At 65.8% G+C, this 12,379-nt stretch carries 12 protein-coding genes and 3 pseudogenes; 7 read left to right on the top strand and 8 right to left on the bottom strand.

The features are described from left to right. From kdpC to CGU34_RS17005, 5 genes are read right to left on the bottom strand one after another with little or no spacing between them, the layout of a single operon-like run. Nucleotides 1-615 (bottom strand): potassium-transporting ATPase subunit KdpC, encoded by a 615-nt coding sequence (kdpC, locus tag CGU34_RS12395; RefSeq protein WP_100814275.1) that lies wholly within the window; start codon nt 613-615, stop codon nt 1-3. Between the two features lie 22 nt (nt 616-637). Further along, on the bottom strand, nt 638-2,785 hold the full coding sequence (gene kdpB / locus CGU34_RS12390) for a potassium-transporting ATPase subunit KdpB (RefSeq protein ID WP_100814274.1): 2,148 nt from the start codon (nt 2,783-2,785) through the stop codon (nt 638-640). Nucleotides 2,786-2,788: 3 nt separating this feature from the next. After that, nucleotides 2,789-4,462, bottom strand: coding sequence for a potassium-transporting ATPase subunit KdpA (gene kdpA / locus CGU34_RS12385; RefSeq protein WP_100814273.1), 1,674 nt, complete (start codon nt 4,460-4,462; stop codon nt 2,789-2,791). After that, nucleotides 4,462-4,551 carry a potassium-transporting ATPase subunit F gene (locus tag CGU34_RS12380; protein ID WP_035731468.1) on the bottom strand — a complete coding sequence of 30 codons (90 nt, stop codon included), beginning with the start codon at nt 4,549-4,551 and terminating at the stop codon, nt 4,462-4,464. Before CGU34_RS12380 ends, kdpA begins: the two co-directional genes overlap by 1 nt. Beyond that, nucleotides 4,548-4,715: a hypothetical protein gene (locus CGU34_RS17005; protein ID WP_157811306.1), complete on the bottom strand. Its 168-nt coding sequence runs from the start codon at nt 4,713-4,715 to the stop codon at nt 4,548-4,550. The genes CGU34_RS12380 and CGU34_RS17005 overlap by 4 nt, the downstream gene beginning before the upstream one ends. Before the next feature lie 218 nt (nt 4,716-4,933). Between CGU34_RS17005 and CGU34_RS12375 the strand changes: the two genes are divergently transcribed. From CGU34_RS12375 to CGU34_RS17760, 4 genes and pseudogenes are all read left to right on the top strand, one after another. Continuing rightward, complete coding sequence (locus CGU34_RS12375) at nt 4,934-5,506, top strand: hypothetical protein (RefSeq protein WP_198517789.1); 573 nt, start codon at nt 4,934-4,936, stop codon at nt 5,504-5,506. Further along, complete coding sequence (locus CGU34_RS12370) at nt 5,503-6,054, top strand: hypothetical protein (protein ID WP_100814272.1); 552 nt, start codon at nt 5,503-5,505, stop codon at nt 6,052-6,054. The genes CGU34_RS12375 and CGU34_RS12370 overlap by 4 nt, the downstream gene beginning before the upstream one ends. Continuing rightward, nucleotides 6,054-6,620, top strand: a complete 567-nt coding sequence (locus tag CGU34_RS12365) for a hypothetical protein (protein WP_100814271.1) — start codon at nt 6,054-6,056, stop codon at nt 6,618-6,620. The genes CGU34_RS12370 and CGU34_RS12365 overlap by 1 nt, the downstream gene beginning before the upstream one ends. A gap of 48 nt (nt 6,621-6,668) precedes the next feature. After that, nucleotides 6,669-6,902, top strand: a pseudogene (locus CGU34_RS17760) (hypothetical protein); the annotation flags it as partial. A gap of 69 nt (nt 6,903-6,971) precedes the next feature. On the opposite strand, the gene CGU34_RS12360 reads toward CGU34_RS17760, so the two are convergent. Further along, nucleotides 6,972-8,129: an IS30 family transposase gene (locus tag CGU34_RS12360; protein WP_100814270.1), complete on the bottom strand. Its 1,158-nt coding sequence runs from the start codon at nt 8,127-8,129 to the stop codon at nt 6,972-6,974. A 61-nt stretch (nt 8,130-8,190) separates the two neighbouring features. Between CGU34_RS12360 and CGU34_RS12355 the strand changes: the two are divergent. The 3 genes and pseudogenes from CGU34_RS12355 to CGU34_RS12345 form a co-directional block, all read left to right on the top strand. Then, nucleotides 8,191-9,132, top strand: a pseudogene (locus CGU34_RS12355) (IS30 family transposase); the annotation flags it as partial. 354 nt (nt 9,133-9,486) lie between these two features. Next, complete coding sequence (locus tag CGU34_RS12350; protein ID WP_100814269.1) at nt 9,487-10,557, top strand: IS110 family transposase; 1,071 nt, start codon at nt 9,487-9,489, stop codon at nt 10,555-10,557. 16 nt (nt 10,558-10,573) lie between these two features. After that, nucleotides 10,574-10,816, top strand: a pseudogene (locus CGU34_RS12345) (integrase core domain-containing protein); the annotation flags it as partial. A 72-nt stretch (nt 10,817-10,888) separates the two neighbouring features. Here the strand turns inward: CGU34_RS12345 and CGU34_RS16990 are convergent. Together CGU34_RS16990 and CGU34_RS12340 are read right to left on the bottom strand one after the other, a co-directional pair. Continuing rightward, nucleotides 10,889-11,038: a hypothetical protein gene (locus CGU34_RS16990; protein ID WP_171244190.1), complete on the bottom strand. Its 150-nt coding sequence runs from the start codon at nt 11,036-11,038 to the stop codon at nt 10,889-10,891. 71 nt (nt 11,039-11,109) lie between these two features. After that, nucleotides 11,110-12,302 (bottom strand): IS3 family transposase gene (locus CGU34_RS12340; RefSeq protein WP_100813431.1). Its coding sequence is split into 2 segments (ribosomal slippage): nt 11,110-12,032 and nt 12,032-12,302, totalling 1,194 coding nucleotides; the frame shifts between segments, so codons are not numbered across the junction. Nucleotides 12,303-12,379 lie beyond the last annotated feature (77 nt).

Raw genomic sequence — 12,379 nt, 5'->3', positions numbered from 1 at the left:
TCAGCCCTCCAACTCGTCCACGGCGATGTTCAGTTCCAGAACGTTCACCCTCGATTCTCCCAGGTAGCCGGCGTCCGGCCCCTGGGTGTGCGCTGCGACCAACTCCCGCAGCTGCTCTGCGGGGATGCCGCGGGCGTCGGCAATGCGGTCGATCTGGATCGCCGCGTACTCGGGGCTGATGTGCGGGTCAAGCCCCGAGGAGGAGGCGGTGACCGCGTCGACGGGCACCTCGTCCTCGGTGACCCCGTTGAACTCCGCCACCTGAGCCTTGCGCTCCGTGATCGCGGCGATGAGGTCCTCGTTCTCGGGGCCGTAGTTCGACCCGGACGAGGCGCCCCCGTCGTACCCGTCACCAGCGGCAGACGGGCGCGGCTGGAAGTACTCCGGCAGCGGGTTCCCGTCCTCGTCCGTGAACGACTGACCGATCAGCGCCGACCCGACCGGGTCGCCGTCCTGGTTGGTGACGATCGACCCGTTCGCCTGGGCGGGGAGAGCGAGCTGTCCGATGCCGGTGATGAGGAGGGTGTACCCGACCCCCAACGCGAGGGTGAGGAGGGCCATGGCGCGGGTGGCGACCCAGATGGTGCGCCCGACTCCGCGAGCTTGTGTGTTCATGATGATCTCTTTCTCAGAAGGCTCAGAAGCCGGGGATGAGGCGGACGACGAGGTCGATCACCCAGATCCCGATGAAGGGGGCGATCACGCCGCCGAGGCCGTAGACGGCGAGGTTTCGGCCGAGGATGCTGGACGCGTTCCCGGGCCGGTACTTCACCCCACGCAGCGCCAGCGGGATGAGGAAGACGATCACGATAGCGTTGAAGATGATCGCCGACAGCACCGCCGAGGCCGGCGAATGCAGCCCCATGATGTTGAGGGCGGCGAGCTGCGGGAACACGCCCATGAACATCGCCGGGATGATCGCGAAGTACTTCGCGATGTCGTTGGCGATGGAGAACGTCGTCAGCGCCCCACGGGTGATCAGCAGCTGCTTCCCGATCCGCACCACGTCGATGAGCTTGGACGGGTCACTGTCGAGGTCGACCATGTTCCCGGCCTCTTTCGCAGCCGAGGTGCCGGAGTTCATCGCGACACCGACGTCTGCCTGCGCGAGCGCAGGGGCGTCGTTGGTGCCGTCACCGGTCATCGCGACGAGGTTGCCGCCCTCCTGCTCCTTGCGGATGTAGGCGAGCTTGTCCTCGGGGGTGGCTTCGGCGAGGAAGTCATCGACACCCGCCTCTTTCGCGATCGCGGCCGCGGTGAGGGGGTTGTCGCCCGTGATCATGACGGTCCGGATACCCATCGACCGCATCTCGGCGAACTTCGCCGGCAGCCCCTCCTTCACGACATCCTTCAGATGCACGACGCCCAGGAGGGTCCCTTCCCCGGCGGTGTCCTTGGTCGCGACGACCAGCGGGGTGCCGCCGGACTGGGAGATGCGTTCGACGTACTCGTCCAGCTCGGCGAGCAGGGACGACGGCAGCCGCTTCCCGCCTTCTTCGAGCCAGGCGATGACGGCCGAACCGGCACCCTTGCGGATCTGGGTGCCATCAGGCAGGTCCAGGCCCGACATGCGGGTCTGCGCCGTGAACGGCACGATCTCCCCGGTCGTGTTCCAGTCGAACTCCCCATGCTCTTGCTCGGCGAGCTCGACGATCGACACACCCTCCGGGGTCGGGTCTGCCAGCGAAGACAGCGCCGCCGCGCGCACGAGGTCCTGTTCGCGCACCCCGCCGAGGCGCACGAACTCGGAGGCGCGCCGGTTGCCGTAGGTGATGGTGCCGGTCTTGTCGAGCAGCAGCGTCGTGACATCTCCGGCGGCTTCGACCGCACGCCCGGACATCGCCAGCACGTTGCGTTGCACGAGCCGGTCCATGCCCGCGATGCCGATCGCCGACAACAGGGCACCGATCGTGGTCGGGATGAGGCACACCAGCAGCGCGACCAGCACCGTGACACTGACCGGGGCGGCCGCATAGGACGCGATCGGGTTGAGCGTCAGCGCGACGACGACGAAGATGATCGACAGCGACGCGAGCAGGATGTTCAGCGCGATCTCGTTCGGGGTCTTCTGCCGGCTCGCACCCTCGACGAGGGCGATCATCCGGTCCACGAACGTCTCACCCGGCTTGGAGGTGATGCGCACCACGATCCGGTCCGAGAGCACCCGGGTGCCGCCGGTCACCGCGGACCGGTCACCGCCGGACTCACGGACCACGGGTGCGGACTCGCCGGTGATGGCCGACTCGTCCACCGACGCGATACCCCACACGATGTCGCCGTCGCCGGGGATCAGCTCACCCGCGGTCACGACCACCACATCTCCCAGGGCGAGGTCCGAGGAGGAGATCTGCGTGGTCGCAGCCCGCTCAGCGGCCGCATCGGTGGCCGGGTCGTAGGAGGCGACCCGGTTGGCCATCGTGCTGGTGCGGGTCTTGCGCAGGGTCTCCGCCTGCGCTTTGCCGCGGCCTTCGGCGACAGACTCGGCGAGGTTCGCGAACAGCACGGTCAGCCACAGCCACACCGCGATCGCCCAGGTGAACGACCACGGCACGACCGTGCCGCCGGAATCGGCAGGTCCGCCGATGAACGGTTCCGTGACGGCGAGGACCGTGGTGAGCGTGGCACCGACCCAGACAAGGAACATGACGGGGTTGCGCCACTGCTCTTTGGGGTTGAGTTTGCGGAACGCACCGGGTAGGGCGGCCCGGACCTGTTCCCAGGTGAACCCGCCCTTCCGGGTGGGGGTGCCCGCCGTTTTCGGGCGGGGTTCGGTGATAGTGGACATGGTTTACATCAGCCCTTCCGCTAGCGGACCTAGCGCGAGAACGGGGAAGAAGGTCAGTGCGGTCACCAGGATCGTGACCACGGTCAGCAGCCCAATGAACATCGGACGGTGCGTGGGGAGGGTGCCGGAGGTGGTCGGAACCTTGTCCTGAGCGGCGAGAGAGCCCGCCAGGGCGAGGACGAACACGATCGGCACGAACCGTCCCAGCAAGATCGCGAGCCCCAGTGTGGTGTTCAGCCACGGCGTGTTCGCGGTGAGACCGGCGAACGCGGAACCGTTGTTGTTCGCTGCGGAGGTGAACGCGTACAGCACCTCGGACATGCCGTGGATGCCGGGGTTCCAGATCGACGTGTTCTCCACCTCTTCCCGGACACCGGGGATCGCGAAGCTCAGCGCCGTTCCGGCCAGCACCAGGGTGGGCATGACGAGGATGTAGAGCGCGGCGAGCTTGATCTCGCGCGGGCCGATCTTCTTGCCCAGGTACTCCGGCGTGCGTCCGATCAGCAGACCCGAGATGAACACGGCGATGACCGCGAGGATCAGGATCGCGTAGATCCCGGAGCCGACGCCGCCCGGGGTGACTTCACCGAGCATCATGTTCAGCATCGGCATCATCCCGCCCAGGGCGGTGTACGAGTCGTGCATCGAGTTCACCGCGCCGGTGGAGGTGCCGGTGCTGGTGGTGGCGAACAGGGTCGATCCGATGATCCCGAACCGCTGCTCCTTGCCTTCCATCGCGCCGCCGGCAAGGCCGGGGGCGGTGCCCATGCCGGCCGATTCCAGCGCGGTGAGGATGCTGAACGACGCCACGTACAGGATCGCCATCACGGAGACGATCGCGTAACCCTGACGGTTGTCACCCACCATCCGCCCGAAGGTGCGGGGCAGGGAGAATGGGATGGCGAGCATCAGCAGCACCTGGAACACGTTCGTCCACGCGGTGGGGTTCTCGAACGGGTGAGACGAGTTCGCGTTGAAGAACCCGCCGCCGTTGGTGCCGAGCAGCTTGATGACCTCCTGCGACGCCGTCGGCCCGCCGGGGATCGTCTGTGTGGCGCCGGTGATCGTGCTGACGGTGGTGAACCCGTTGAAGTTCTGGATCACTCCGCCGATCATCAGCACGATCGCACCGACCACGGCGATCGGCAGCAGAATGCGCAGCGTGCCGCGGACCAGGTCGACCCAGAAGTTCCCGATCGTGCCTGAGCGCCGGTAGGCGAAACCGCGCACCAGAGCGATCGCGACCGCGATACCGACTGCGGCGGACACGAAGTTCTGCACCGCGAGACCGGCGAACTGGACGGTGTAGCCGACGGTGAGCTCCGGCGAGTACGACTGCCAGTTCGTGTTGCCGACGAACGATGCCGCGGTGTTGAACGACAGATGCTCCGAGGGAGCCGTCAGGCCCAGCGAGTACGGCAGCCACTGTTGGAGGCGTTGCAGGCCGTAGACGATCAGCAGGCCGATCGCGGAGAACGCGAGCACGCTGCGCAGGTAGGCCTGCCAGGTCTGCTCGGTCTTGGAATCGACGCCGATGATCTTGTAGATCCCGCGTTCGACTTTCCAGTCCTTGCGGGACGTGTAGACCCAGGCCATGTAGTCACCGAACGGGCGGTGCAGGATGCCCAGGATGATGGCGACGGTGGCGAGGGCGAGAAGCGCGTACACCCAGGTCATCAGAAGCGCTCCGGTTTCACGAGAGCGAACACGAGATACACGATCGCCGCGACCCCGAGACCGGCGGCGAGAAGTTCAAAGACGATCACAGCTTCTCCACCGCCTTCCCCAGCAGCCCGACGACGACGAACAAGGCGATCACGCCGAGCACGTAGACGATGTCAAGCACAACAAGCTCCATTCGGAGAACAAGCGACAGCAGGACCACTAGCCGCACGACCCGAAAACGCGGGCGCAACTCCCGATCAAACACGCGCCGCACCCTGTGAAACAGGCGTCCTAACGGAACCCATACGAGGATCCGCGCAACTCTGACATCCCGCTAACACGACACCCCGGTGCCCCACCCCGACGCCTCCGAGGCGGGTCGCGGGCGAATCCGGCCGGTCTTGTTAGGGTCTGCCGGTGTGGGCGCATGAGTTCTGTGAGGGACCATTCCGTACCGGTCGATGCCCGCGTAGGACTTGAGGCATGACTCTCACCGCGATCCTGCCCACCCTCAGACGCAGCATCCCCGACCCCCTCGAACCTCGACATTGGCCGGAGCACACCGTGCCCACGATCTCGGACGTCGTGGTGGGCGGGGTGTCCTTGACGAGGCTGGTGGAGATCACCGGTACCCCGGCGCTGCTCACCGGAGACCTCCCGCACCCCAAGCCGGCACGCGCGCGCGCCCACGGCATCGGAAACGACGTGACCGTGCTGGTTTTCCGGATCACCCTCCGCATCGACACCGAAGCGGGCAAGCAGGTTGCGCTCACCGACTGCGCGTTCGACCGTGTCACCCCTCGCTGGGACCAGTGCCGGCTCATCGGACGCACGTCGATCGCGAAGAACACCACCATCGAGCTCATCCCCGGTGAATCCGGTGCCGCTCCCTGGCCGTACCCGATCGTCACCCTCCCCGGGGATCTCCACCAGGGCGACCTGCTCGCCGTTCCCTGCGCCGGCGCTGTCGCTCTCTGCGACGTACGCCCGCAACTACCGGTGAAAACCGTCGCCGCCCCCGCCCCGCGCATCCTTGAACTCGCGAGTGCCTCATGAGCGTCATGCACACCCTGATCTCATCCCGAGCGATGGCGCTCGCCGAGCTATACCAGGACACCCCGACTTGGCCGGCAGGAACCACGTTCACCGACAATGACATCACCGTTGGTCAGCAGTCGCTCACGAGTCTCGCGGCTGAACGCGGCACCCCGTGCGTGCTGATCGCGCCCAGCGGAGCACGTCAGGCGGGTGAGGAGTACCGCACCGTCGTGGTCGCTACGGTTTTGTCCTGCACGCCACGTTCCGGATGGCGGCACCCGATGGAGGTCACCATCGACTGTGATCTCCGCGCCCTCGACGGCCGAGTCCTCGACACCCTGCTCCTGCAGCACCCGAACGCACGACACCGCAAAACGGTCCTCGTGCACGCCCCAGGCCAGCAGACCACGATCCGCGCCTGGCTCCCCGAGACTGCGGCCCCCGGCGACCTCCTCGCCCTCACCGTGGCCGGGACGATCGCGTTGGGACAGGTCATGTCCCACCCCACCCGCCCCGCTACAGGAGAAGACAATGACGAGCAATGGCAGGGCAGGTGCCTGAAGTAATGAACTCCATCCGCCCCGCCACCGGCCACACCTCCCTCGATAAGCGCGCTCCGTCACCGGTGCCCGTACTGCTGTGTGGCGACCCGCTCGACTGCCTCGGGCAGCTCGTCGTGCACGACTCAGAGGCACGGGACGCGCTGGAGCGTCATCGAGCCCGCGCGATCGTCATCGGCATCCACATTCCTGACACAGACCGCTCCCGCAAGGCGGTGAAATACCGACTGCGGAAAGCGCACGACACCGTCAACACCCACCTGCGCAGGCACCCCCTCGTCCGCCACATCATCTACATCGTCCACCCCGACTCCGGTCAGGGCGCACCTGATACGGCGGTTAGGCTCCTGTCCGGGACCGTGGGCGCGCACCATGCCGAAATCGAAATGCGCCACGGCCGAGATGTCTGCATCACCGGGATCGTGACCTCCGTCCACACCAGCCCGGTGGCCCTCACGGAACGCGTGACCGACAGAATCAGGACCACCCCGATCGAGGGGTCCTACGCAACCACATGGGATGAGATCGCCGACAGGCCACTCGCCGCCGCAGCGGCAGAAGCGCTCCTCTAATCGCTCACCCGAACCGAAACCCGCTTCGTCTGAACCGTCCCCGGTTTGATGCCGTTTCCTTTCGAGTCTGGAAGGAAGATGTTGATCATGCCGAAGAGGATTCCGGAGGAGACGAAGCAGCGAGCGATCCGGCTCGTGCTCGATCACCTCGATGAGTACCCAAATTTGACGGCTGCGTGCGAGACCGTGTCGGCCAGGCTCGGGTTCGGGGCTGAGTCGCTGCGTCGCTGGGTGCGGCAGGTTCAGGTCGACGGCGGTGAACGCCAGGGCGTGACTTCGAGCGAGTCGGAGCGGATGCGACGCCTTGAGCGGGAGAATCGTGAGCTGCGTGAGGCCAACGCGATGGCGGATTCAACCGGTGGTCGCAACGAGTTCCGTGAACTTCTCCGATGGTGTCAGATATCCGAGCGTCTTGCGTGGTCGGCCGTTGAGCGAGTCCTGAATCGCGGTCAGGTCCGCGCGGCTAACGATGCTCAGATCGGTGCTCTTCGGAAGGTATTGACGTAGCAACCCGTTGGTGTTCTCATTGCTGCCCCGCTGCCACGGGGAGTGCGGGTCGCAGAAGTAGATCGGGATCCCGGTTGTGGCTGTGAACTCGAGGTGCTTGGCCATCTCCGCGCCCTGATCCCAGGTGATCGTCCGCGCCAGCGACGACGGGAGCGCGGTGATCGCTTCGCGCATCGCGGCCTCCACCTTGTCTGCACTCTTCCCATCAGGCAAATGCAGCAGGAGCGTGAGGCGGGTGCTGCGTTCGACGAGGGTTCCGACGGCACTACGGCTGTTCTCACCAAGGATGAGATCGCCTTCCCAATGCCCGGGAACGGCACGGTCCTCGACCTCAGCGGGGCGCTCGCTGATCATGACCATCCCTGGCAGACGGCCGCGCCGATCCGTTGCCGTTCGCGCCTTCCTGGTCGTGCGTCCCGATCTCAGGCAGCGGGCGAGTTCTCGGCGCAGTTGCCCGCGTCCCTGTACGAACAGGGACTGATAGATCGTCTCGTGGCTCACGTGCATCTCCGGGTCGTCGGGATGCTCCAACCGTAGGCGGGCAGCGATCTCCTGCGGCGACCACAGCTGCTTCAACTGCGCTGTCACGGTCTCGAGCAACCGGCCACCGTCAAGCTTGAACGGCTTCGGCCTGCGGGCCTGCTCCCGGGCGTCCTCATGCGCCCGCCACGCGGAGTACTCCTCGCGTCCGCCGCCCCGCTTGACCTCGCGGCTGATCGTCGACACCGCCCGCCCGAGGCTGCGCGCGATCGCAGTGAGCGTGTCACCGCGGGCGAGACCCACGAGTATCTCCTCGCGATCGAAGACCGTCAGATGATCCTCGCGCGGCTCCCAGCCGAACGGTTTCCCGTCGAGGTGGCGGCCTTCCCTCGCCATGCGGCCGACCATCGGCGCCGTGCACCCGATCTCGCGAGCGATGTCGATGAGTCTCCATCCCTTCGAGTGGAGACGGAGCGCGAGCTGCTTCTGCTCACGACTGAGATGACCATGCTTGCCCTGCAACCGATGCCTCCTGAGATCAACGTCTGCTTCATCTCACAGCACCCATTGCGTTGACCGGTTGAATCCGCCGTTGCACGCCTACGTTCACGAGCGGCTGTCCGGGCAGATCAAGACGCCCGACGGGAAGGTCGTTCGTGGTCCGGAGCCGCCACGGTTCACCGGGATCAACAAGCCACACCGCAAGCATCGGGGGTGGTCGGCGGCGTGGAGTCCGGAGCAGATCAGTAACCGGCTCAAGGTCGACTTCCCGGATGATGAGTCCATGCGCATCAGCCATGAGGCGATCTACCAATCGCTCTACATTCAAGGCCGCGGAGCGCTCAAGCGCGAGCTGGTGTGGTGTCTGCGCACCGGACGCGCGCTGCGCGCTCCGCGGGAACGATCACGCCGCAAGACCTGGGCGCACGTCACTCCTGGAACACTGATCAGTGAGCGTCCTGCCGAGGCGGAGGATCGCGCCGTTCCTGGCCATTGGGAAGGCGACCTGCTGATCGGGCTGGAGCGCTCAGCGATCGGCACCGTCGTCGACCGCACAACCAGATTCACGATGCTGGTCCACCTTCCACGGGAGGAGGGCTACCGGCATAAGGAGACTCCCCGGAACGGCCCGGCGCTGGCTGGCTATGGCGCGGTCACGATGAAGAACGCTCTCGCAAACACAATGTCGACGTTGCCAGCCCAACTGGCGAGGTCGTTGACGTGGGATCGCGGCAAGGAGATGTCCGCGCACGCAAAGTTCACTGTCGAGACCGGCATCCCGGTCTTCTTCGCCGACCCGCAGTCCCCGTGGCAGCGCGGGACGAACGAGAACACCAACGGACTGCTGCGCCAGTACTTCCCCAAGGGCACCGATCTGTCCTGCTGGTCGGCCGAGGAGATTGAAGCCGTCGCTCACGCGCTCAACACCCGGCCCCGCAAGACGCTCGGCTGGAAGACCCCGGCGGAGGCCTTCAACGAGCAGCTACTGTTGCTCCAACAAGCCGGTGTTGCAACGACCGGTTGAACCTGGTCAGTTCACGAGCGTGTCGTTCGCCGAGACGCTCGCCCTCGAGGGCATCGCCGCGTCGATCGGATCAATCGGCGACGCATACGACTGTCAGTCTGTTTCTGCCCGATCCCGCGAGGATGGGGTGGTCCTGGCCGGAGTGTTCTGACCCTTGCTTATGATTGGCCCGCAGGGTGCCTTGGCGTTGATCTGTCGAGCCTCCGGCCGGGCGCGCAGTAGCCGCTGCCGCCGGATCGGGCGTGACCTGATAGGAGCCTGGAGCAGTCTCGACAACGCGTCCCCATGACAGTCCTGTCCACCCGCCGGCGACAGCGTGACACCCACGCTAACCGGTGAAGGAGACAGCAGAATATGGAACAGCTCGAGCCCACCCGTTCGGGGCACGTCGTGATCGGCGTCGATACGCACAAACACATCCACGTCGCCGCGGCGATGGACTCGATCGGCGGGATTCTCGCGACGCTGACGATCTCGACCGACACGGCGGGGTTCAGGCAGCTGCTGGAGTGGGCGGCGGGTTTCGGGAAGATCATCGCGTTCGGGATCGAGGGCACCGGCTCCTATGGGGCCGGACTGACCTCGTTCGTTCGTCGCCACGGGCATAAGGTGATCGAGGTCTCACGACCCGATCGGCGGCTGCGCAGGCTCAACGGCAAGTCCGACACCCTGGACGCGGAGAACGCCGCCCGAGCCGTGCTCGCCGGGTTCGCGACCGCGATTCCGAAGACTGCGGACGGCGTCGTCGAGATGATCCGTCAACTGAAAGTCGCGCACGATACCGCGGTGAAGGACCGCACCGGCGCGATGGTCACTCTCAAAGCGATGCTCGTCCACGCCACCGAGGACCTGCGCAAGGAAACCGCGAAGAAGACGCAGAAGATGGTCGCGAGGCACTGCGCCGCGCTCCGCCCCCGCGGGCTGGCCACACCGGAGGACGCGAACCGTCATGCGCTCCGCTCGATCGCGAAACGCTGGATCGCGCTGAACGAGGAGATCAAAGACCTCGAAGCACAGATCGAGCAGCTCGTCCTCCAGCGCGCACCGCACCTACTGGACGAGTTCGGGATCGGTGTCGACACCGCCGCAGAGATCCTCATCGTCGCGGGAGACAACCCCGAACGCATCAAGAGCGAGGCCGCGTTCGCGAAACTCGCTGGGATCAGCCCCGTCCCCACCGGGAGTGGGATGACCAGCGGGAAGCATCGCATCAACCACGGCGGCCATCGGCAGCTGAACGCGGCGATCTACCGGACCGTGATCGTCAGGATGAGGTTCCACGAACCCACCATCGCCTACGTCGCCCGACGCACCGCCGAGGGCAAGAGCAAACGAGACATCATCCGCTGCCTGAAACGCTACGTGATCCGCGAGGTCTACCACCTCGTGAAGACCGACCCGAGAACCGGTGAAATCATGAGTTGACAACTATAGGAGCATCAACGCCCTCGCCGAGTCGACGATCGGACTGTTCAAGAACGAAGCGATCCGCGACGACTCGCCTTTCCGGACCGGGCCCCTGCGCACGATCGACGACGTCGAATGGGTCACCACCGACTGGATCGATTGGTACAACGCGCGACGCCTGCACTCAACCCTCGGCGACATCCCGCCCGACGAGTTCGAGACCGCGTACTACGCTGGCCACCAAACGCCATCCCACCCGGTGTTGGCACCCGCATAGGAGCGGCAGCCAACCGGGGACGGTTCAGTCTCAATGCAAATGGGACAGTGGTTCATCCCTGGGGTGAAAAGTTCATCGCTGCGATTTGCTTGGCTGATCGCCAGCAGCCAGGGCATACGTTTCCTCGTACACCGCCATCCACACTCGTTCATAGACCGATCGAGGAATCCGCCCGTGACGAAGATCATCCGTTGCCTGCTGCATCAGCAACGACAACTCCATGATCATCTCCTCACGTTCATCATCATCCCGGCTTGAGGCTGACCCCGAAGTCCGGACAGGTGGTTGGTTGGTCAGGCTGCCAGCGCGAGCTGGCGGCGTTCGTACTCTAGCGGGCTGATGTAGCCGATGCCGGAGTGGCGTCGGCGGGCGTTGTACCAGCCGTCGATCCAGACATACGCGGCCCGTCGGGCGGTGTCGATCGTCGCGAAAACATGCCGGTTGTAGTACTCGTTCTTGAACACGGACCAGAACGATTCCGCGGCTGCATTGTCCCAACACACCCCGGTCCGGCCCATCGATCTGAGCACCCCGAGCTCGGTCGCTGCGTCGGCGAGCTGGGCACTGGTGTACTGAGTGCCCCTGTCCGCGTGGAACACGACCTTCCGCGGCAGGTGCCCGCGGAGAGAGACCGCTTGCCGGAGCGCGTCCTCGACGAGGTCGGTATGCAGACTCCCTGCGACGGTGCGGCCGAGGACCCGGCGGGTGTGACCATCCCGCACGACACACAGGTACGCCCACCCCTCACCGGTATGCAGATACGTGATGTCAGAGAACCACGCGAGGTCACGCTCGCCCTGGTCGAACCGCCGCTCTACGAGGTCAGGCACCGGGAACGGATCATCGCCTCGCACGGTGGTCGGCGGATGCCAGGTGCGGGGACTGATCCCGGTGATCCCGTCGGCGCGCATCAGCTTCGCGACCGTCTTACGCGAGACCACCACCCCGGCGTCCTGCAGGTCCGCGTGGATCCGCGGAGCCCCGTACGTGGCGTCAGACGCGGCATGGAACCGGCGGATCTGCTCGGTCAGCTCAGCTGCCCGCCGCTGCCGCGGCGACGGGCCGGCGGACTTCCGGGCTCGCCACTCGTAGAACCGGCGCCGGTCTACCCCGAGCAGCCGGCACATCCGCGTGACTGTCAGCGTCGTCTCGTGCGCCTTCTCCGCCTCGATCACAGCGAACCGCTCCTCGGGTTCTGCTTCGATGCGAAGAAGGCCGCCGCTTTTCCCAGGAACTCGTTGTCCATCCGGAGTTCCTGCACCTCGCGGCGCAACCGTCCCAGCTCAGCACGCTCGTCCAGATCCAGCGGCGCCTCGGACCCACCGCCAGTCCGCGCACGTTCCGCGTGGACCCACCGGCCCAACAGCTGCTCACCGACACCGATCTCTCGAGCGACCGCCGCGACTGTCCGGCCCGTATCGATCACCAGCCTCGCGGCCTCACGTCGATACTCCGGCGTATACGTCTTCCTCTTGCTCGTGCCCATCAAGGACATCCTCCCCGACAGGCCCGCAAACACACGGATCCCGCCTGGTCAGTGTCCGGAATCCGGGGTCAACCCCA

Source organism: Microbacterium lacus (genome assembly GCF_002812805.1).
Classification (GTDB): Bacteria; Actinomycetota; Actinomycetes; order Actinomycetales; family Microbacteriaceae; genus Microbacterium; species Microbacterium lacus_A.
This window is presented reverse-complemented; position numbering and strand designations above follow the sequence as displayed.